At 38.0% G+C, this 20,417-nt stretch carries 20 protein-coding genes; 16 read left to right on the top strand and 4 right to left on the bottom strand.

Features of this window, described 5'->3' with window-relative positions; all coding sequences use genetic code 11:
* Positions 1-72: 72 nt before the first annotated feature.
* The 4 genes from tsaE to tsaD are packed head-to-tail and all read left to right on the top strand — an operon-like array spanning position 73 to position 2,615.
* Positions 73-534 (top strand): tRNA (adenosine(37)-N6)-threonylcarbamoyltransferase complex ATPase subunit type 1 TsaE, encoded by a 462-nt coding sequence (gene tsaE, locus QNJ52_RS09315; protein ID WP_283722409.1) that lies wholly within the window; start codon positions 73-75, stop codon positions 532-534.
* On the top strand, positions 515-1,177 hold the full coding sequence (gene tsaB, locus QNJ52_RS09320; protein ID WP_101035871.1) for a tRNA (adenosine(37)-N6)-threonylcarbamoyltransferase complex dimerization subunit type 1 TsaB: 663 nt from the start codon (positions 515-517) through the stop codon (positions 1,175-1,177). Before tsaE ends, tsaB begins: the two co-directional genes overlap by 20 nt.
* 11 nt (positions 1,178-1,188) lie before the next feature.
* On the top strand, positions 1,189-1,611 hold the full coding sequence (rimI, locus tag QNJ52_RS09325) for a ribosomal protein S18-alanine N-acetyltransferase (protein WP_283722463.1): 423 nt from the start codon (positions 1,189-1,191) through the stop codon (positions 1,609-1,611).
* Entirely contained in the window at positions 1,608-2,615 is a 1,008-nt protein-coding gene (gene tsaD, locus QNJ52_RS09330) for a tRNA (adenosine(37)-N6)-threonylcarbamoyltransferase complex transferase subunit TsaD (RefSeq protein WP_283722410.1), read from the top strand. The genes rimI and tsaD overlap by 4 nt, the downstream gene beginning before the upstream one ends.
* Positions 2,616-3,009: 394 nt before the next feature.
* Here the strand turns inward: tsaD and QNJ52_RS09335 are convergent, their stop codons facing one another.
* Positions 3,010-4,929, bottom strand: coding sequence for an ABC-F family ATP-binding cassette domain-containing protein (locus QNJ52_RS09335; RefSeq protein ID WP_283722411.1), 1,920 nt, complete (start codon positions 4,927-4,929; stop codon positions 3,010-3,012).
* Positions 4,930-5,080: 151 nt separating this feature from the next.
* Between QNJ52_RS09335 and QNJ52_RS09340 the strand changes: the two genes are divergently transcribed.
* The 5 genes from QNJ52_RS09340 to QNJ52_RS09360 all read left to right on the top strand — a co-directional run bounded on the left by QNJ52_RS09340 (position 5,081) and on the right by QNJ52_RS09360 (position 8,493).
* Positions 5,081-5,713 carry a redox-sensing transcriptional repressor Rex gene (locus QNJ52_RS09340; protein WP_041636186.1) on the top strand — a complete coding sequence of 211 codons (633 nt, stop codon included), beginning with the start codon at positions 5,081-5,083 and terminating at the stop codon, positions 5,711-5,713.
* A gap of 12 nt (positions 5,714-5,725) precedes the next feature.
* A complete protein-coding gene (locus QNJ52_RS09345; RefSeq protein ID WP_099482721.1) occupies positions 5,726-5,914 on the top strand; it encodes a twin-arginine translocase TatA/TatE family subunit in 189 nt (62 codons plus the stop codon).
* 60 nt (positions 5,915-5,974) lie between these two features.
* Positions 5,975-6,730 (top strand): twin-arginine translocase subunit TatC, encoded by a 756-nt coding sequence (gene tatC, locus QNJ52_RS09350; RefSeq protein ID WP_015912219.1) that lies wholly within the window; start codon positions 5,975-5,977, stop codon positions 6,728-6,730.
* Between the two features lie 68 nt (positions 6,731-6,798).
* Positions 6,799-7,500: a GH32 C-terminal domain-containing protein gene (locus QNJ52_RS09355; protein WP_283722412.1), complete on the top strand. Its 702-nt coding sequence runs from the start codon at positions 6,799-6,801 to the stop codon at positions 7,498-7,500.
* A gap of 135 nt (positions 7,501-7,635) precedes the next feature.
* Complete coding sequence (locus tag QNJ52_RS09360; protein ID WP_101140835.1) at positions 7,636-8,493, top strand: MurR/RpiR family transcriptional regulator; 858 nt, start codon at positions 7,636-7,638, stop codon at positions 8,491-8,493.
* 154 nt (positions 8,494-8,647) lie between these two features.
* On the opposite strand, the gene QNJ52_RS09365 is transcribed toward QNJ52_RS09360, so the two are convergent.
* Entirely contained in the window at positions 8,648-9,496 is an 849-nt protein-coding gene (locus tag QNJ52_RS09365; RefSeq protein ID WP_283722413.1) for a VOC family protein, read from the bottom strand.
* Positions 9,497-9,715: 219 nt separating this feature from the next.
* Here QNJ52_RS09365 and QNJ52_RS09370 point away from each other — a divergent pair, with 219 nt between their 5' ends.
* Positions 9,716-10,639 carry an LPXTG cell wall anchor domain-containing protein gene (locus tag QNJ52_RS09370; protein WP_283722414.1) on the top strand — a complete coding sequence of 308 codons (924 nt, stop codon included), beginning with the start codon at positions 9,716-9,718 and terminating at the stop codon, positions 10,637-10,639.
* A 64-nt stretch (positions 10,640-10,703) separates the two neighbouring features.
* Here the strand turns inward: QNJ52_RS09370 and QNJ52_RS09375 are convergent, their stop codons facing one another.
* The gene (locus QNJ52_RS09375; RefSeq protein ID WP_283722415.1) at positions 10,704-12,395 is read right to left on the bottom strand and encodes a M3 family oligoendopeptidase; all 1,692 of its coding nucleotides are present in this window, start codon (positions 12,393-12,395) and stop codon (positions 10,704-10,706) included.
* A 134-nt stretch (positions 12,396-12,529) separates the two neighbouring features.
* Between QNJ52_RS09375 and QNJ52_RS09380 the strand changes: the two genes are divergently transcribed.
* Positions 12,530-13,969 carry a phosphate--AMP phosphotransferase gene (locus tag QNJ52_RS09380; protein ID WP_219493124.1) on the top strand — a complete coding sequence of 480 codons (1,440 nt, stop codon included), beginning with the start codon at positions 12,530-12,532 and terminating at the stop codon, positions 13,967-13,969.
* A 195-nt stretch (positions 13,970-14,164) separates the two neighbouring features.
* Here QNJ52_RS09380 and mroQ read toward each other — a convergent pair whose 3' ends face one another.
* Positions 14,165-14,920 carry an intramembrane glutamic endopeptidase MroQ gene (gene mroQ / locus QNJ52_RS09385; protein ID WP_283722416.1) on the bottom strand — a complete coding sequence of 252 codons (756 nt, stop codon included), beginning with the start codon at positions 14,918-14,920 and terminating at the stop codon, positions 14,165-14,167.
* Positions 14,921-15,133: 213 nt separating this feature from the next.
* On the opposite strand from mroQ, the gene groES reads away from it, so the two are divergent.
* The 5 genes from groES to QNJ52_RS09410 all read left to right on the top strand — a co-directional run bounded on the left by groES (position 15,134) and on the right by QNJ52_RS09410 (position 20,336).
* Positions 15,134-15,418: a co-chaperone GroES gene (gene groES / locus QNJ52_RS09390; protein ID WP_015912210.1), complete on the top strand. Its 285-nt coding sequence runs from the start codon at positions 15,134-15,136 to the stop codon at positions 15,416-15,418.
* A gap of 59 nt (positions 15,419-15,477) precedes the next feature.
* The gene (gene groL, locus QNJ52_RS09395; RefSeq protein ID WP_219493121.1) at positions 15,478-17,097 is read left to right on the top strand and encodes a chaperonin GroEL; all 1,620 of its coding nucleotides are present in this window, start codon (positions 15,478-15,480) and stop codon (positions 17,095-17,097) included.
* Positions 17,098-17,417: 320 nt separating this feature from the next.
* Positions 17,418-18,365: an ABC transporter substrate-binding protein gene (locus QNJ52_RS09400; protein ID WP_283722417.1), complete on the top strand. Its 948-nt coding sequence runs from the start codon at positions 17,418-17,420 to the stop codon at positions 18,363-18,365.
* Positions 18,355-19,350 carry a FecCD family ABC transporter permease gene (locus QNJ52_RS09405; RefSeq protein ID WP_256447892.1) on the top strand — a complete coding sequence of 332 codons (996 nt, stop codon included), beginning with the start codon at positions 18,355-18,357 and terminating at the stop codon, positions 19,348-19,350. The genes QNJ52_RS09400 and QNJ52_RS09405 overlap by 11 nt, the downstream gene beginning before the upstream one ends.
* A complete protein-coding gene (locus tag QNJ52_RS09410) occupies positions 19,347-20,336 on the top strand; it encodes a FecCD family ABC transporter permease (RefSeq protein ID WP_283722418.1) in 990 nt (329 codons plus the stop codon). The genes QNJ52_RS09405 and QNJ52_RS09410 overlap by 4 nt, the downstream gene beginning before the upstream one ends.
* Positions 20,337-20,417 lie beyond the last annotated feature (81 nt).

The raw sequence follows: 20,417 nt of genomic DNA on the forward strand, positions 1-20,417 counted from the left end.
ATGTCTTAATTTAAGTAAATTAAATGTGTTACAATAATAGATATTTAAAATAAATTGAAGTGAGTGTGTTACATGAAAATAACGATAAATTCAATTGAAGATACAGAGCGTCTCGCACAAACAATTGCGACGCTTGTTACGCGTGGGGACGTGTTGTTGCTCCATGGTGATTTAGGGGCTGGTAAGACGACTTTCAGCCAATTTTTTGGGAAAGCACTTGGTATAGAACAGAAGATTACTTCTCCTACATTTAATATTATAAAATCGTACGAAGGTAAGCTTCCGTTTCACCATATGGACTGCTATCGTCTTGAAGGTGCGGAAGATGATCTTGGATTTGATGAATATTTCTACGGAGATGGTGTCACAATTGTTGAATGGCCTGAGATGATTGAAGAATTCCTTCCAGAAGATTATATTGAGCTTAATCTTAAGTATATTGAAGATGCAAAACGTGAAATAGAGATTCAGGCGATGGGTTCTAGAGGAAATCGCTTAAAGGAGCAGATTATTGATGAAGTTACTGCATATTGATACGAGTAATCAGCCTTTATCCGTGAGTATTACTGATGGTGATAGTGTACTTGCTGAATTTAACAGTGGTATGCGTATTAATCATTCTATTACATTAATGAGTCAGATCGAGCGTTTATTAAAGTATACACAGTTAACGATGAAAGATATTGAAGGCATCGTCGTTGCTTCAGGACCAGGATCTTATACTGGTCTCCGTATCGGTGTGACAGCTGCTAAGACGTTGGCGTATACTTTGAATGTCCCTTTATATTCAGTATCTAGCTTAGCTGCGTTAGCGGCAACTGTAAGGATGCATGAATTCCTGTTAATTCCTATATTTGATGCGCGTAGAAATCATGTGTATACAGGAATGTATCGTTATAAAGGTGTTAGATTAGAACGTGTTGAAGAGGATTGTTATATTTCTATAGATGAATTAAATGCTAAATTAAAGGCCCAGCACTTACCTTATATATTCTTAGGGATGGATGCTGTGAAACTTGAAGATACGTTAAAGGGTCCTGTATTTTATTGTATTCCTAGAAGTGCTGAAATGCGTCGTTTAATTGATATAGATCATCCAGTGAATGTTCACACATTTGAACCGACATATTTAAGGATATCGGAGGCAGAACGTAATTGGCTGAACAAACAGGATTAGTTATTAGAAAGATGGAACCGGGAGATGTCCCGTCAGTATATGATATTGAGCAAAAGGCCTTTCCGAGTGGATCGTGGACATTGGATGCTTTCTATCATGAACTGGAGAAAAATGAATTTGCGCACTACTTTGTACTTGTTCTGGATGGAGTAGTGATTGGCTATCTAGGCATGTGGATTGTGGTAGATCAGGCGCAAATTACGACTGTTGCAGTGAATGAACAGTTTAGAGGATTTGGTTATGGAAAGCTATTACTAGAGTATGTAATGAACTATGCACGAATAACATGTGAAATGATGAGTTTAGAAGTAAGAGTAGAGAATAATGGAGCACGAGGACTGTATGAAAGTCTTGGCTTTACCTATGGAGGCATTAGACGCGACTATTATGGTCCTGGTGAGGATGCGAAAGTGATGTGGGTGAAATTACGATGAATAGTGAGAAAGATATAACGATTTTGGCAATAGAAACAAGCTGTGATGAGACTGCAGCAAGTGTTGTACGTAATGGCTATGAAGTATTAAGTAACGTCGTCAATTCTCAAATTGAATCACATAAGCGATTTGGTGGTGTCGTACCTGAAGTAGCGAGTAGACATCACGTTGAGAATATTACGATGGTTATTGAAGAAGCACTTGTTGAAGCGCATATGACTTGGGATGACATTGATGCTGTAGCTGTGACTGAAGGACCAGGGTTAATTGGTGCATTGCTTGTCGGTATAAATGCGGCGAAGGCATTGGCACTCGCACACAGTAAACCTCTGATACCAGTACATCATATTGCAGGACACGTCTATGCGAATCATATTGAAGAACGATTGACATTCCCGATGCTTGCACTTGTCATTTCCGGAGGACATACAGAACTTGTGCTCATGAAGGATCATATGGCTTTTGAAGTGATTGGCGAAACTCGAGATGATGCAGTTGGCGAAGCATATGATAAAGTAGCAAGAACGATAGACTTACCTTATCCGGGCGGGCCTCATGTCGATAGACTTGCTGCAAGTGGGGAAGATGTACTAGAATTTCCACGTCCGATTATGGATGATTATGATTTTAGCTTCAGTGGACTTAAAAGTGCAGTCATTAATAAACTGCACAATTTAAATCAAAAAGGGATCAGCTACAACAAAGAAGATGTTGCTGCAAGTTTTCAAGCAAGTGTTATTGATGTATTAACTACACAGACGTTTAAAGCGCTAAAAGATTATGATATTAAACAGTTACTTATATGTGGAGGTGTGGCGGCAAACCGTGGCATCCGTGCACGTATGGAAACGATGTGTGATAGCAATGATGTTAAACTATTAATACCACCGTTAAATCTATGCACAGATAACGCGGCAATGATTGGAGCAGCAGCTTATTATCAATATATTGCAGGCAAGCTTGGAACGATGGACTTAAATGGACGTTCAAATATCGATCTATAGTTACAAAGTTGATAGTAAAGTAACTGTCAGAATAAAAAGGAAGTCATCGTAATGGATGACTTCCTTTTTATTGTAAAATCATAGCATAGAAATCTAATAATTTAGAAAGAATAATGCTTCCCATACATGCACGCTATGCCTGATTTATTATAAATTAACCGATAGAATATATATTGATTAAAAAACACGAACATACGTACTTGTACACAAGTTGTTAACAAAATGTGCATAACTATATGTCAATAGTACTTTTTACACATTAAAAGCGATATGTTTTTGCTGCAAATCTGTGGATAAGTATAATAACTTTGTGGATTACTTATAATATAACATTTTTATTGTGTATAACTGTGTGAATATCTGTTTTCAGAAAATAGCGTGTATTAATGAAAAATTATCCTTCTAATGCCATTTCGATGTCTGACCATTTTTCAAGTAATTTTTCATTTTCACTATTGAGTATAATAAGTTCTTCATTGAATGTGTTTGCTTTTTCGATATCACTGAATACTTCTGGCTTTGTAAGTTCGAGTTCAATTTCATTGATACGCTCTTCGTTTGTTTCGATTTGCGTTTCCAGCTTTTCTTTTTGTCGCTCTAGCTTTCTGATCTCTTTTTGGTTCGCTTTGAATGCGTTATAGTCGTTCTCTTTATTTACGGATTTCGTTTGTTCTTCTGCTTGATGTGCAAGTATGGCCATACGTTCTTCTTCTTTTTCAATGAAGTAAGAATAGTCGCCTAGGAACATACGCCCGCCCTCTTTATCCATATGGAATACTTTCGTTGCGAGTTTGTTGATAAAATAACGGTCGTGACTGACAAAGAGCAATGTTCCTGGGTAATGGATGAGTGCATCTTCCAGTACTTCTTTCGCATCGATGTCTAAATGGTTCGTCGGCTCATCGAGTATGAGCACGTTATGATTTTCAAGGCTAAGCTTTGCGAGCTGGAGTCGAGCTTTTTCGCCACCGGATAAGTCATTGATGATTTTCTTGACATCATCTTGTACGAATAAGAAACGTCCAAGCACAGTTCTGATTTCTTTCTCAGGCATTGCAGGATAGTACTGCCATAATTCTTCCAACACGGTATTGTTCGATGAGAATTCAGCTTGTTTCTGATCGTAATAACCAATCGACAAGTTTGCACCGTAATGAACCTCTCCGGAAAGAGGCTTTAATAATTTAGCAATTGTTTTGATGAGCGTTGTTTTGCCGATGCCATTCGGGCCGATAAATGCGATTGCGTCTTGTTTAGAGACATCAAAGTTGATATTGGTTGCAAGAGGCGTTGAATAGCCGATTGCAAGATCAGTACAACGCAGTACGTCATTTCCTGTTTCTTTATCTATAGTAAAGCGCAGGTTCATTGAGTGGTCGTCTTGTTTTGGCATATCGATCTTTGTCATCTTCTCTAATACTTTGCGGCGGGACTTTGCCATGCCACTCGTCGATGCACGTGTAATATTCTTCTGTACGAATGTTTCTAGTCGTTTGATTTCAGCCTGCTGACGCTCATATTCGGCCTGCATCTTATCATAGAATTGATCACGCAGTTCAATAAATTTTGAATAGTTACCGGCATATTTCGTTACTTGTCCGAGCGCGACATCATATACTGTATTCGCAACCTTATCTAAGAAATAACGGTCATGTGAAATAATGACGATGGCACCGTTGTACGTCGTTAAGTAATTTTCCAGCCATGCAGTTGTATCCATATCAAGATGGTTCGTCGGTTCATCAAGTAATAGTAAGTCGGGATTATGAAGTAGCATCTCAGCAAGTGCGAGACGTGTCTTCTGTCCGCCAGAGAAGTTATCTATTTTCTTATGGAAGTCTTCTTCTGTGAAGCTTAATCCTGTTAAGACAGATTTGATCTTCGTTTCATATAAATAACCATCTTGTGATTCGAACTTTTGCTGCAGTCTTTCGTATTCTGCTAATTTCTCTTGATATGCATCACTCTGTGCATCTTCACTCTGTTCACTTAAGTAAGTGGCGATGTTATTTAACTCCTGCTGCATGCGCTCTAAATGTAAGAAGGGTTTCTTCATAGCCTCATAGACTGTACCTTCAGCATTTAAAGTCATCTGCTGTGTTAAGTAACCAACATTTACATGTTTAGCAATAGACAGATGACCTGAATCGTAGTCTTCAGTTCCAGCAAGAATCTTCATTAATGTCGTCTTTCCGGCACCATTTCTGCCGACAATGGCTATACGGTCATTGGATTTAACTTCAAATTTTACATTTGAGAATATATTTTCACCTGAATAGGATTTTGTTAAATTACTAGCTTGTAATAGTATCACTTTGTTCACCTCTCTTTTATTGTACAGTAGTGTGATATCAGTGGGAATCATTTATCGTTAATTCATAATTTCACATAGTCATTTATTAGTATAGATGTTATAATTATATCGATGTGAAAGTTATCACAAAAAATAGAAACGGGTGAATAGGATGTCGAAGGACCAAATCAAGATTCCTAAAGCCACTTTGAAACGACTTCCTTTATATTATCGTTTTGTTAATACGTTATATAATTCAAATGTTGAACGAGTGAGCAGTAAGGAATTAAGTGAAGGATTACAGATTGATTCTGCAACAATACGCAGAGATTTTTCTTATTTTGGAGAACTTGGCAAGAAAGGATACGGATATAACGTTAAATTCCTGCTAAATTTCTTTAAGACGACGTTACAGCAAGATATGATTACGAAGGTCGCGATTATCGGTGTCGGTAATTTAGGGACAGCACTAGTGAACTACAACTTCTCGATTAATGATAGAATGAAGATAACAGCAGCATTCGATGTGAATGATGAAGCGATTGGTCGTAAGATTGGCAAGATTGAAGTTCAGGATATGAAAGAGTTTGAGAAGGTTGTAGAAGCTACAGGGATTCAAGTCGTTATCTTAACGGTTCCAGGTAGTGTTGCTCAAGACGTCGCAAATAGAGTGACAAAAGCACAAATAAAAGGTATATTAAACTTTACACCAGAACGTTTAAATGTACCGAGCGGAGTACATGTACATCACATTGATCTCGGCGTAGAATTACAATCATTAATTTTCTTTATGAAAAATCATTAGGGGGATAAATATATGTTTTTAGGTTTAGCATTATCAGGACCAGTTGTTATATTTCTAGGAATTATCGCTTTAATTATCTTTGGCCCTAAGAAATTACCAGAGTTTGGTCGTGCCATGGGAACATCTCTTAAAGAATTCAAAGATGCAACAGATGGCATCATGAAGGATCACGAAGATAAAGATAACAAAGATATCAAATAAATTGAAATTTTAAAGCGGCGATGTAGTGCCGCTTTTTGTATGAGGAGGTCAATTCCTTACATGAATAAAGATGATTTAACAGTAGTTGAGCATTTAGAAGAACTGCGTAAACGAATTATGACAGTCTGTTACTTCTTAGTAGCAGGCGTTATCGTCGGATTCTACTTCGGAAAGCCGGTCACAAAGTACTTGACCAAGGATGATGTGCCAAAAGAAATTACTTTACATTACTTTAAAGTAAGTGATCCGCTGACAATTTATATTACAGTGATTATGTTAATTGCACTCATCTTAATCTCGCCTGTTATTCTGTATCAAATATGGGCGTTTATCTCACCCGGACTGCATCCCAAAGAAAGAAGCGCTACGTTAGCATATATTCCGATCAGTATTATATTATTCCTTGCTGGGCTATTGTTCAGTTATTATTTAGTATTTCCTTACCTCATCTTCTTTACATTAGGGCTCGCAAGCGAGATTGGTGTCAACCAGATGATTGGTGTAAGAGAGTACTTTAACGAAATGCTGCGCTTTACGCTGCCTTTCGGGTTTGTCTTTCAGTTACCGATTCTTTTACTGTTCTTAACACGACTTGGTATCGTCACACCGATGTTCTTAAGTAAGAACCGTAAGTATGCTTATTTTATTTTATTTGTCTTTGCAGCATTAATTGCACCTGCTGACTTTATGACGTATTTAATGTTCGCTGTGCCGATGTTACTGCTGTATGAAGTGAGTATCCAAATAAGCAAGATCGGCTATAGACAATATTTAAAAGGTGAACAGAAACTGATTGAAGAAGAACTTGAGAAGTAGTGACAAAGCTACTTCTTTTTTTATATTTTCTGATAGAATATAAGTAATATATTTCAAGGAGAATTATGATGAAGGAATCCCAGATAGTGCCATTAACAGAGCAGGAATTAGAGGAACTTGAAGCGCAAGTCGGCAGCAAGTTAGATATGTATCCATCACAATTGAATTATAATATTGCTGACCATGGATTCGATTATCAGCCCGTCACCTTTATGCTGGATGAACAAGACCGTTGCCTATTAATCGGCAGAATTGGTGATGTACTTGCTACACCAAGGATTGTGTCAATCGAGGACGGACAGCTAAGACAACGGCCACTGCTTTCTTCTAGTAGGCAAGGCAAACTTGAAACAGCAGAAGGTTACGCCACAAGGAAGAATGTTCGCCTGCATCCTTATGAAGGCAATAATTATGAACTTGTCGCTGAGATTATAGAGAATAATGCCTTAGAATATATACTTGAATTACGTGTTTCAAGAAAAGAGCGCACGGTATTGATCTATGACACAGAGAAAAGAATATTTACTGTGGATCGTTCGGATAGTGGTTTGATTGATGAACCCTATACAAAGTTTATTACGTTGCACGAACCATTGACAAAGTTACACTGCATTGTTCATAAACAGACGATAGAGATATTTATCAATGATGGAGAAGCAGTAATGTCCACGCGTATTAATACATCAGAATCAGCAGATGGCATTAGAACATCGGCGGTTCATGGGGATGTTTATTTGAAGCTATGGAAGTATGATTTAAAGGATGCATAAAAACATCCACAAATTTTAGAAAATTTTTGTTTTAATTGTTTTCAGCAAATAGTATATTTATACTGAAGTGAAGCTAGCGAATTGAAATTAAATAGGGCATAACATTAATTGAATAAGATGTAAGGAGCTGAAATTATGTATTCAGTATTAGGTCAAATTACAAAGATGTACGATAGCTTTACACCAGTTGAAAAAAGGATTGCCGACGTTGTCATTGAGTACCCTGAAAAGGTGGTCAACTTACCAATCAAAGAAATTGCACATCTTTCAAATACAAGTGAAGCAGCCATTGTACGCTTCAGTAAGCGTCTTGGATTATCTGGGATTAAAGTGGTTAAGGTGGAGCTCGCACGTGAACTTCACACAATTGCAGATAAAAAGGTACCGACGAAGATTGAATTAACAGACGATGAAGAAGTAATGAAAGAGAAAGTCTTCAACAATACAATTCAAGCACTTTATAATACAGAGAAGGTCATTTCTGCTAAAGTGATTGATGAAGCGGCCCAGGCAATTACAAGTGCAAAACGCGTTATGATCTTTGGCGTCGGGAACTCAAGAGTTGTTGCGACAGATTTGCATGTAAAGCTGATGAATATTGATCAGTCTGCAATTCTGGCAACAGATCTTTTATCTGCGATTACATTATTAGGACACTATGAAGCAGGAGATGTATTATTCATTACATCTGAAACAAGTAAGAATAAGGTTATTACAGATATTTGTAAATATGCAAAAGAGAAAGGGATTAAGATTATATTATTAACACAAAAGTTCTCATCTCCTGCTATTCGTATGGCGGATATTGTACTTGCGATGGCGAAAGAAGAAAATGAAATCAATTTAGGATATATGACAGTACGTACAGCACAACTTACAATTGTGGACGTACTTTATTTAAGAGTTTGTGCGTATTTAAAGGATACAGTATTATCTAATATGCAGAATTTAAATGAAACACGTAAAATTACGCACGAACAAGAGAACTTATAATATAAAAAGCTGCATGTATGTACCGAATTATCGGTGCTATACCTGCAGCTTTTTATAGATGCTTTTATTTTTTATGATGAAACGGTCCTCATTCTTCTCATAGTGCCTAAAAAGCTTGCTATATTTTTCTTAAATAATCCCATAGTTTACACTTCTAATTTTTTGTCATTATTCTAATTCCAATGCCGCTAGGGTCATATATAATATTTGAATTCTCGTCTTTTGACTGAGTTAATCCTTTTTCTGATAATGTTTCTAAAAAGTGCTGGAGGTCTTCTTCGTTCGGGATATTCAGATCAAATTTCCTTAATCCTGGATAGTCAAGACGCGCGCGCTCGGTCTGATGTTGCCATGTATTTAATCCGAGATGATGATGATACCCGGCTGTTGCCATAAATGCCGCCTGACTACCATAGCGAGTCATTACATCTAATCCAAACAATTCATTATAGAATGCAATGGACTGATTTAAATCAATGACTGATAGATGCATATGTCCGATGATTGTGTCCTTCGGCATACCATCGAATGGACGGTTATGATTCGCTTCAATAACAGCTGCATAATCCATCTCAGATGTACCCATGACGATATCACCATTTGGTTCAAACTGCCATTCATTGCTTGGCACATCTCTGTAAATCTCTATCCCATTACCTTCCGGGTCCTGCAAATAGATGGCTTCTGAAACATCATGATTGCTCGCACCTGCTAACGGATATTCAGTCTTAATGAGGTGGTAGAAAATATTGCCGAGCGCAGCACGAGAAGGAACTAATAGTGCAAAGTGAAACAGCCCTGCAGTTTGAACACGCGCATGATTCGTCTGATATAAGTAGATTAGAACGCTATCATTAACCCCAAGTGCTGAAAATGAAGGGGTATGCTCGATAATATCCATACCTAATATTTCATGATAAAACTTTACGCTGTTATCCATAAAGTTAACGTTAAGATGTACAGCACCAATATGTGTGTCTTTCGAAAAGAATTGTTTCTCCATTATTATCCCTCTTTACAATGTATTATATATATTTTATATTTGATATATTAATTATACTAAAATTTGTTAGAATTGCAAAACATTCATTTCTGGCATTAGATTTTGATATGTTTCATTTATATATGAAATGTTAAATGTGTGTAACAATGCATCCTCATCATAGAAAAAGTGTACATTCTCCATTATAATTAATCTAAGTGGAAATTGGAGGAATTAAAAATGCACAAATTTAAGGTGAAAGCTGTTGCGGCATTGGTATGTACGTTCGGTTTAACGTCGTACCATGCAGCGCTGACTGAAGCAGCAGATAACTCAGTGACAGTAGAACAGCCATCAAGTGAGCAAGTAGAATCTATAAATACCGAATCTTCATTGAAATCGACTGAAGACAAAAGTTCAGAAAGCCCGGTAATTGAAATCTTGTCTACTGAAATTATCAAGGATGATGAGACGACAGAAATGCCAACAACAGAGGCACCAACAACAGAAGCACCAACAACAGAAGCAATGACCACAGTATTACCATCCAAAGAACAGACATTAACGACAGAATTACCTTCAGTTGAAGTCGATCAACCGACTGAACGCCTAACAGCAGAATATCCCGTTACAGAACATCCAACAGCAGAACATCCAACAACAGAGGATCCAGCAATCCAAGAACCGATAGAATCACCTACAGGTGAAGAGTTTACAGATTCAGTAATAACGCCTCCACAAGATAGTGATAATCAATCGGTGAGAGAGAAGTCACCTTTAAATGAACCGTCAGCAGGCACAGTTGATATTCCTGAGTTGCCTGATACTCCGGTGAGTCCAGTAGAACCTAGTGATAGTGAGCCGGAACATCCTTCTCTTGAAGAAGATGATGATTTGCTTGGCATTAAGCCGGGAAAGTTTAAACCAACAGATGGCGAAGCGTATTATGCAGTGCTTGATAAACAAGTGTGTGACCTCGTGACACGTGAAATTGGTAAATCTAAAAAAAACCATCAAGACGAGGATTCAAAAACGACTTCAAAGCAAAAACAAAAAGTAAAAAAGCATTCTGAGCTGCCCGATACAGGTGAAAATGTCTTCATGTATGTATTAGCATCTGTGAGTTTGTTGTTATCAGGATTAATCTTATTAAGAAGATTATAACGTATCACAATGAAATAATATCCCCATCGATACAATATATCGATGGGGATATCTTTATAGTGAACTAAAAATTGCTCGTATCGATTTCATCAAGATAATCTTCAAGGAAAGTCATCGTATCTTCTAATGCACCATCTTGGAATGGAGAGCGTAAGTTTGCCGCTTCAACAATTTTATTGAATGGTAATGACCCACCAATATCACAGATGTGCAGATAATCTTTCCATGCCTCTTCAAAATCCTCTGTTGAACGTTTGAAGAACTGGAAGGCACAAACTTGTGCAAGCGTGTAGTCAATATAATAGAACGGCGACCCAAAGATATGACCTTGACGATGCCAGAATGCACCGCTTTCTAAAGACGCGATTCCGTCATGATCTTTATGCGGCAGATACTTCTGTTCAAGCTTCGTCCATTCAGCACGACGTTCTTGCGGCGTTAATTCAGGATGCTCATAGACGATATGCTGAAATTCATCAACGGCCACACCATAGGGTAAGAACTTGATGGCATCCCCGATATGTTTATATTTGAACTTATCTGGGTTGTTAAAGAAGAGATCCATCCATTTATATGTGAAGAACTCCATACTCATTGAATGAATTTCACATGATTCGTGCGTCGGCCATAAATAGTCCGGAATTAAGTCCTGTGAACGGTATACTTGAAATGCATGCCCAGCTTCATGTGTAAGTACGGTAATATCATGATCTGTTCCATTAAAGTTAGAGAAGATAAACGGCGATTTATAGTCTTGAATAAACGTACAGTAACCTCCAGCCTCTTTCCCTTTCTTCGCTTCTGCATCAAACAGTTCGCGGTCCATCATGAACTGGTAGAATTCATCTGTTTCTGCACTGAGCTCTTTATACATTTTACGACCGTTCTCTAAGATTGTTTTCCCATCATCTTTTGGTTTCTCGTTCCCTGATAAGAACACAATGTTCTCATCGTATGGCTTTAAGCTATCCCATCCATTACGCTTCATTTGAGACTGATACAAACTTTGTGCAACTGGGACAACATGCTTATGAATCTGATCACGATATCTCTTTACCATGTCGGGTGTGTAATCCACTCGGTTCATACGCACATAACCAAGTTCGATAAAGTTTTTAAAGCCCAGTTTCGTTGCGATTTCATGACGTACTTTAACGAGTCGATCATAGATTGCATCGTACTGCTCTAACTGCGCAGCACGATATTCTTCCATTGCAAGTTTCGCTTCCTTACGTACGGATCTGTCTGCAGAATCGAGAAATTGTCCCATCTGAGCGAACGTGTATGTTTCACCTTTAAATTCAATTTCTGCTGAAGCAACGAGCTTACTATATTCAGATGAGATTTTATTTTCTTTGTTCAAGAGATCCTTGATTGAATCATCGTACTGTTTCACGAACAGCTCAGCAAGATCAAACAGCTGGTCACCATAGGTTTCACGCAATTCATCTTTAAATTTACTATTTGCAAGTGCATTATAGAACTTGGATTCAATCTGAATGACTTCTCCACCATGTGCATCCAGATAATCTCGCTCTTCAGAATAAAATGCATCATTTGTATTAATTGAAGCACGCACGTAAGCAAGATTCATTGCAGTATCAAGATGCTTTCTTACTACGTTAATCTCATCAATCAGCTTTATTTGTGCTTCAGCAGATGATGCTGCTTCAAACTGTTCAAGTAACTGATTGATAGATTGGTCAACTGCATGCAAGTCAGGTCGCTCATATTTATAGTTTTGGAATGTTGTCATATAGCTGCTCCTCATTGTCTAATTTTTCTTACTATTCTAATAATAATTCAATAATCGAAATAATGAAATACAAAAATTCTTAAAAATCTGTTATTTAATAGTATAATTAAATTAATACGCTGAGGAGGGGTCATATGACGAAAATAGATAAACAGTTACAGCTTACGACAGCAGAGCTCGTAAGAAAGACACATGAAGCAGGCATTCCGGTTATGATTGTATTTGAGGGGATACCAGCTTCAGGAAAGTCACGACTATCTAACGAACTCTTGCTGACGCTTGATGCAAAATATACAAACTTCTATGCGACGAAACGTCCGGATGAAGAGTTATTACGCTATCCATTCCTGTACCCATATTGGAACAACATTCCGAAAAAAGGCGGGGTAACGCTGTTCTTTAGGAGTTGGTATGCCCAGAAGCTTGATTTTGAAGAGCATGGCTATAAGAAAGATATCATTAAAGACTATGATTTATTAACGCAGGAAATTAAAGGGTTTGAATCGATGTTGTCAGATGATGGCTATGTGATTATTAAATTTTATCTATCAGTAAATGAACAAAAGCGTCAGGAGCATATAGAGCAGACGAAGAAGAATCCATTGACACGCTGGAAAGCTCAGGAATATGAAACGAGTATTCCGACCAAAGTCTACCAGGACGGCATGATTGATTTGATGAAAGCGACAGAAGAGATTGCACCATGGACACATATCGACTATACAGAACGTGGTAAAGCAGTCAATGAAATGTACGAAGTCATCATTAAGCGACTTGAAAAAGCGCTTAAAGCTAAAGAGAAATCTAAGCAAGATGAACGAGACGGCGCCTTTACAGAAGACTTCTCAACAGACATGTTCGAGGATACGTCGGATGATATGTCTAAAGCAGAATATAAAGAACTATTACCGAAATTACAGGCGCGTATCCGTGAACTTCAATATGCACTGTATGAACGTAAAATTCCTCTGATGCTCGTATATGAAGGCATGGACGCTGCAGGTAAGGGCGGTAATATTAAACGTGTCCGTGAAAGTCTGGATCCAACAGGATACGAAGTGAATGCCATCAGTGCACCAACTGAAACAGAACTGAGCTATCACTATTTATGGCGCTTTGCGACAGATGTGCCGAGAAGCGGGCATATCGAAATCTTCGACCGCAGCTGGTATGGACGTGTACTCGTTGAACGTGTGGAAGGCTTCGCAACGAATAAAGAATGGCAGCGCGCATACGATGAGATTAATAAATTTGAGAAAGCATTGACGATAGAAGGTGCCATTGTGATTAAGTTCTTCCTTGTTCTGGATAAAGATGAACAGTTGAAACGCTTTGAAGAACGACAAGTTACCCCTGAGAAGCAATGGAAGATAACGGATGAAGACTGGCGTAACCGTGAGAAGTGGGACCTATATCTTGAAGCAAGTAAAGATATGATTGATAATACGACAACCGAACATGCACCGTGGGTAATTATCCCGGCAAACAACAAACGAGCCGCACGAATTAAAGCACTGAAAACCATCATCTCCGTATGTGAAGAACGACTGTGGAATGTGAAGAAGCTTTGGTAGTAAAAGGACGTGACACGCGCGTCCTGACCCAAAGCATAATGTGAACAACGCAAAGAAAAAGTTCTTTGTTTTCTGTGTTGTTTGCATTATGCCGAAAGGGTCAGCGAGTGGAACGCCGTAAAAAGGACGTGACACGCGTTTAGCCACGAGCAAAATCCTAAAAAATAAGCTTGAGACATTTGTCTCAAGCTTATTTTAGTTAAATAAATGCCATATAAAGTTTGCTTGCTCTAATTGTTTCTGTGCTTCAATCACTTTATCAGCGAATACAACTTGCATTAAGACGACGAATCCATTCATCAGCATATGTGCTGCGATTGGCACGATGATACGATTCGATAATACATATAAACCACTGAATACGACTGACATGCCCATATAAATGAGTGTATGATTGAAATCACTGTGCGCTGCTGAGAAGATAAAGCCGCTGATGAGTACGCTGATTGTAAAAGCAACGGCGCGGTTTCCTTTAATTAGTTCATAAAGCTCCCCGAATATAACTTTTCTGAATACGAATTCTTCCAATATCGGTCCGACAATTGCAATCAGTATAATGAATATAGGAGCTTGTTTCGCGATACCCATAATCTGCGTCGTATTCTGACTTTCCATAGGTTGATTTAATATATATGTATTGACCATGCCGAGCATCATCTGCGTAAATAATGAAATGAATAATCCTCCGATGATTAACCCGATTGTTGATAACGTATCAGTCTTAACTGAACGTTCAAGGTGTGTCTTATTTTTGATTTTCGTATTGATATAGATAACAAGAATACTTGCTACGACAAATGACCCGACGTAATATGGGATGGATTTTAAGAACGCTGCATCGTTATCAAGCCCTTGCTTAAGAAAGATACTGGTCGGTATTAATACGAATAATTGTGATCCGATATAAAGTAATACGGTAAGGATGTTAATCCATTTTCTATTATGCTTCACTTTAAAACTCCTCTAATAAATAATATCCTTATTCATTGTACCGTAACTATCCATTAATTAGAAAGCAATAAGAAAGCAATCAAATATTATTAATAAAAATAAAGTAAAATGTTTGCAATTTTGACCTTCTTTGATTATTATGAAATTATATTAGCACTACATATAAGAGAGTGCTAATATAATCATTAATGTGATTATAAGGAGGAAAAAATCGTGTTAAAACCATATGGAAATCGTGTTGTAATTCAAAAGACTGAAAGAGAGACAACGACAGCAAGTGGAATCGTCTTAACAGATTCTGCGAAAGAGAAGACAAATGAAGGGACTGTAGTTGCAGTAGGTACAGGACGCATCCTGAATAATGGTGAACGCGTTGAGATTGGTGTTAGCGTTGGTGACCGTGTCGTGTATGAGCCATTCGGCGGTACTGAAGTTAAGACTGGTGATGAATCTTATATCGTATTAAAAGAAGAAGATATTATTGCAATAGTAGAATAGCAGATAGAAGTATAGAAGATATAATTCACAAATTTATTAATAAATGGAGGAATTAACTAATGGTTAAAGAGATTAAGTTTTCTGAAGATGCAAGACGAGCAATGCTTGCAGGTGTAGATAAATTAGCAGACGCAGTTAAAGTAACACTTGGACCTAAAGGACGTAACGTTGTATTAGATAAGAAGTTTGTTGCACCTTTAATTACAAATGATGGTGTAACAATTGCGAAAGAAATTGAATTAGAAGATCCTTATGAGAACATGGGTGCAAAACTTGTTGCTGAAGTAGCGAACAAGACAAATGAAATTGCTGGTGACGGTACGACAACTGCAACGGTACTCGCACAAGCCATGATTCAAGAAGGTCTGAAGAACGTAACGAGTGGCGCTAACCCAGTTGGTATTCGTCAAGGTATCGATAAAGCAGTAGCAGTAGCACTAGAAGAACTTGCAGCAATCTCTAAAGCAGTATCAAGCAAAGAAGAAATCGCGCAAGTAGGTAGCATCTCAGCAGCTGACGAAGAAATCGGTCAGTTCATCTCTGAAGCAATGGAGAAAGTCGGTAACGACGGTGTCATCACAATCGAAGAATCTAAAGGATTCAAGACTGAACTTGAAGTCGTTGAAGGTATGCAGTTCGATCGTGGCTATGCTTCACCTTATATGGTAACAGATTCAGATAAGATGATTGCAGACTTAGAGAATCCTTACATCTTAATTACAGATAAGAAGATCTCTTCATTCCAGGACATCTTACCGATCTTAGAACAAGTCGTTCAAACATCACGTCCAATCTTAATCGTAGCTGAAGACGTTGATGGCGACGCACTGACAAACATCGTATTGAACCGTCTACGCGGAACATTCACTGCAGTAGCAGTTAAAGCACCAGGATTTGGTGACCGTCGTAAAGCGATGTTAGAAGACTTAGCGATTCTTACAGGTGGACAAGTGATTACTGACGACCTTGGATTAGAATTAAAAGACACAACAGTAGAAATGTTAGGTAACGCTAGTAAAGTTCATGTAACGAAAGATAACACAACAATCGTTGAAGGACGCGGCGATGCTTCAAACATCGATGCACGTGTTGGACAATTAAAAGCTCAAATCGAAGAAACAACTTCTGAATTCGATAAAGAGAAGTTACAAGAACGTTTAGCGAAGCTAGCAGGTGGTGTTGCAGTGATTAAAGTCGGTGCTGCAACTGAAACAGAACTTAAAGAACGCAAATTACGTATCGAAGATGCATTAAACTCTACACGCGCAGCAGTAGAAGAAGGTATCGTTGCAGGTGGAGGAACAGCATTAGTATCTATCTACAACAAGGTTGCAGCAGTTGAAGCAACAGGCGACGTTGCGACAGGTGTGAAGATCGTACTGAAAGCACTTGAAGCACCAATCCGTCAAATCGCTGAGAATGCAGGACTTGAAGGCTCAGTGATTGTTGAGAAGATTAAACACGCTGAAACAGGTGTCGGCTATAACGCTGCAACGGATGAGTGGGTAAACATGATCGACGCAGGTATCGTTGACCCAACAAAAGTAACGCGCTCAGCATTACAAAACGCAGCAAGTGTTGCGGCAATGTTCTTAACAACTGAGGCAGTAGTAGCAGAAATGCCAGAAGATAACCCAGCACCAGACATGGGAATGGGCGGCATGCCAGGAATGATGTAATTTAAACTATACCGATCATCAGAAATGATGGTCGGTTTTTTTGTTTATGGATAGTGGTTCAAGTTGGCTCGTAAAAAATAAACATGAGCCAAGATGCCCCTAAGACCAGAGTAGAGCTGCTCAAGTTGGCTCATAAAATAAAAACATGAGCCAAGTCAATCAACATCTTCCTCGCTCAAAGCTACTTCCTCAGACAACAGCCTAATCATTTGAACATGTACTTAAAAAATGTACAATTTTCGTTGACAATTTTATTTATCATCTTTACAATTGAGAAGAATTATCAATGATAATAATTCTCAATTACAGGAGGTTAAGGAATGAAAAAGTTATACATATTATTCATCACATTTATCACATTACTTGCTGCATGTGGTAATCCATCTGCATCAAAGGAAGAGAAGAAAGACGGTTCAAAGGATACAGTTTCTGTTAAACATGCTATGGGTACAACTGAAGTACCAAAAGATCCGAAGCGTGTTGTCGTGTTAACGAACGAAGGTACTGAAGCGCTTATTGCATTAGGTGTAAAACCTGTCGGAGCAGCAAATTCTTACGCTGGAGATCCATGGTATGATCACTTAAAGGATAAATATAAAGGTATCGAACCAGTCGGTAATGAAAGTGAAATCAATATTGAGCGTATTGTTAAGCTAAAACCAGACTTAATTATCGGAAACAAATTCAGACAAGAAGCACAATATAAAAAGTTATCAGCGATTGCACCAACTGTATTCTCTGAAGAGTTACGTGGTGACTGGAAAGAGAACTTCAAATTATACGCGAAAGCTGTAAACAAAGAAGATAAAGGGAAAGAAGTATTAGCTGATTACACGAAACATGTTGATAAAACACGCGAAGCTTTAGGAGACAAGATTAATTCAGAAATCTCAATGGTTCGTTTCATGCCGGGTGACGTAAGAATTTACCATAAAGATACATTCTCTGGTGTTATTTTAGATGAAGTAGGTTTAAAGCGTCCTAAAGGTCAGGATAAAGATGATTTTGCAGAAAAAGGTTTAACGAAAGAGCGTATTAGCGCAATGGATGGCGATTACTTATTCTACTTCACATTCAATACACCGAAAGAAGATGTTACAGCTGTAGAGAAAGAATGGGTTAATGATCCTGCATTCAAAGCATTAAAGGCTTCAAAACAAAACCATGCAATGAAAGTTGACGACTCAATCTGGAACACTTCAGGTGGTGTATTATCAGCACATATGATGCTTGATGATTTAAAGGACAAAATTTTAAGTGCAAAGTAATGGCATAAAGTTAGTTTTACTTTCATTGCTGTTAATTGTCAGTATGATATGCAGTTTAATGTTTGGTTATAAAGTTTTTACTGTGTCAGATGTGTTTCATGCATTATTTCAAAACCAGCACATCGACGATCACAATATTCTAATGAACTTAAGATTGCCAAGAACACTTCTTGCAGCACTGATCGGGTTGATGCTCGGGATAAGTGGTGTACTCATTCAGACCGTGACGCGTAATCCGTTTGCGAGTCCGGGGATTATGGGTGTTAATAGTGGTGCGAGTTTATTCGTTGTTACTGCAATCGTCATATTTAATATTAATGGAACATTTCAATTAAGTGTTATCGCATTTATCGGTGCATGTGTTGTTGCTGCGATGATTGTCGGAGCAACGACATTACCGGTAAGACCATTATCAATAATGGAACTAACGTTGTTTGGTGCAAGTATTAGTGCTTTTTGTATGGCAGTAACACAAGGGTTACTCATTTACAATGAATCAGCGATTGAACAAGTAATCTACTGGTTAAGTGGTGCAGTTAGCAATAAGAAATTATCGATACTCACACATTTATGGCCTTTTATTGTTATTGGAATAACGCTCACGATTTATAACATTAAAAATTTGAATGTTTATTATCTGGACGATACGGCATTAAAGTCGGTCGGTGGGAATATACTGCGTATTAAGTTTATTACTATGCTGAGTGTTGCTTTACTCAGTGGTGCATCTGTTGCAATTGCAGGTCCGATTGCATTTATTGGTCTGATTACACCCCACATTACGAAAATGATGGTTTCAAGTCATAATCATATTGTGCTGTTACCAGCTGCAGGACTGATCGGTGCAGTACTACTCGTTACAAGTGATATACTGAGCCGTTATCTGTTATTTCCTCAGGAGATACCGGTTGGAATTGCAACAGCGATGATAGGTTCACCGATATTCTTCTATTTGATTCTTAAGCGTAAGGAGCAGATGTCATGAAATATATCGTGAATATTATATTGCTGCTGCTTGTAATGATGATAGGACTAATGTTTGGTGATGGTTTCATTCATCCGGTTGAAATTGTAAAAAGTTTTGCGGGTCAGAGTGATACGTATACGAATTTAATTATTCGCTCGCTGCGTTTACCGAGAGTACTGCTTGCTATAATAGCAGGTGCGGCGCTTGGTGTAGCCGGATGTTTGCTGCAGCGAATTACTAAAAATGAACTGGCTTCACCTGACGTTATCGGGATTTCACAAGGAGCGGTCGTCGGTAGTTTATTCTTCTTGATTATACTGACAACTGCGACAGAACAATTACTATTTCCGATAGCGTTTCAAAGTATCGCATCTATTGTCGGTGCAATTCTCGTCACATTCGTGTTATATCACTTCGCATTAAAGTGCACGTTCTTAAAGGAACGTCTTATACTGCTTGGTATCTGCATGAATATCTTCTTTCAGGGGATAATAATGTTTCTCATTATGTCTTCTAATAAAAGAAGTGCGCAGGCTCAAATATGGATTACAGGTTCCGTACATCTTGCTGAATATTATCAAGTTATTGTCATAACGCTGATCATCATCATCGTTATGATTGTGATGGCATATTATACGAGGCATCTGGATATTCATCAGTTAGGTTACAGCATGTCACATGGATTAGGATTAAGTTATCAAAGCATGACAATATTAACGCTTGTTTGTGTCAGTATCCTTACGGCAATAAGTGTAAGCTTCGTAGGTGGTATTCAGTTTGTTGGTTTAATCGCACCACACATCGCGAAAAAAATAAAGCATCATTCATTTACGCAGTTTGTATTTACGAGTGGTGTCATCGGTGGTGTGATTTTACTGTTAAGTGACTTGATAGGTAGAACAATATTTTTACCAGTTGAAATTCCAGCAGGTGTATTCACTGCTCTTATCGGTGCACCATTCTTTATGTATTTGTTGTTTAGTAAACGATTTAAGCAACGTTAATTGATAGATTGGAATCCGGCACAATGACAAGAAAATGATTTTATGATTTTCTTGTCTTGTGCTGGATTCTTTTATTTTTCA

The sequence above is a fragment of the Macrococcus sp. S115 genome (assembly GCF_030067655.1).
In the GTDB taxonomy this organism is placed as follows: domain Bacteria; phylum Bacillota; class Bacilli; order Staphylococcales; family Staphylococcaceae; genus Macrococcoides; species Macrococcoides psychrotolerans.

Coding starts and splice junctions, on each gene's coding strand:
- QNJ52_RS09410 (WP_283722418.1), top strand. CDS start 19,347: ATGAAATATATCGTGAATATTATATTGCTGCTGCTTGTAATGATGATA.
- QNJ52_RS09370 (WP_283722414.1), top strand. CDS start 9,716: ATGCACAAATTTAAGGTGAAAGCTGTTGCGGCATTGGTATGTACGTTC.
- QNJ52_RS09360 (WP_101140835.1), top strand. CDS start 7,636: ATGTATTCAGTATTAGGTCAAATTACAAAGATGTACGATAGCTTTACA.
- QNJ52_RS09365 (WP_283722413.1), bottom strand. CDS start 9,496: ATGGAGAAACAATTCTTTTCGAAAGACACACATATTGGTGCTGTACAT.
- QNJ52_RS09345 (WP_099482721.1), top strand. CDS start 5,726: ATGTTTTTAGGTTTAGCATTATCAGGACCAGTTGTTATATTTCTAGGA.
- QNJ52_RS09380 (WP_219493124.1), top strand. CDS start 12,530: ATGACGAAAATAGATAAACAGTTACAGCTTACGACAGCAGAGCTCGTA.
- QNJ52_RS09340 (WP_041636186.1), top strand. CDS start 5,081: ATGTCGAAGGACCAAATCAAGATTCCTAAAGCCACTTTGAAACGACTT.
- tsaD (WP_283722410.1), top strand. CDS start 1,608: ATGAATAGTGAGAAAGATATAACGATTTTGGCAATAGAAACAAGCTGT.
- QNJ52_RS09375 (WP_283722415.1), bottom strand. CDS start 12,395: ATGACAACATTCCAAAACTATAAATATGAGCGACCTGACTTGCATGCA.
- tatC (WP_015912219.1), top strand. CDS start 5,975: ATGAATAAAGATGATTTAACAGTAGTTGAGCATTTAGAAGAACTGCGT.
- groL (WP_219493121.1), top strand. CDS start 15,478: ATGGTTAAAGAGATTAAGTTTTCTGAAGATGCAAGACGAGCAATGCTT.
- tsaE (WP_283722409.1), top strand. CDS start 73: ATGAAAATAACGATAAATTCAATTGAAGATACAGAGCGTCTCGCACAA.
- rimI (WP_283722463.1), top strand. CDS start 1,189: ATGGAACCGGGAGATGTCCCGTCAGTATATGATATTGAGCAAAAGGCC.
- QNJ52_RS09400 (WP_283722417.1), top strand. CDS start 17,418: ATGAAAAAGTTATACATATTATTCATCACATTTATCACATTACTTGCT.
- QNJ52_RS09355 (WP_283722412.1), top strand. CDS start 6,799: ATGAAGGAATCCCAGATAGTGCCATTAACAGAGCAGGAATTAGAGGAA.
- tsaB (WP_101035871.1), top strand. CDS start 515: ATGAAGTTACTGCATATTGATACGAGTAATCAGCCTTTATCCGTGAGT.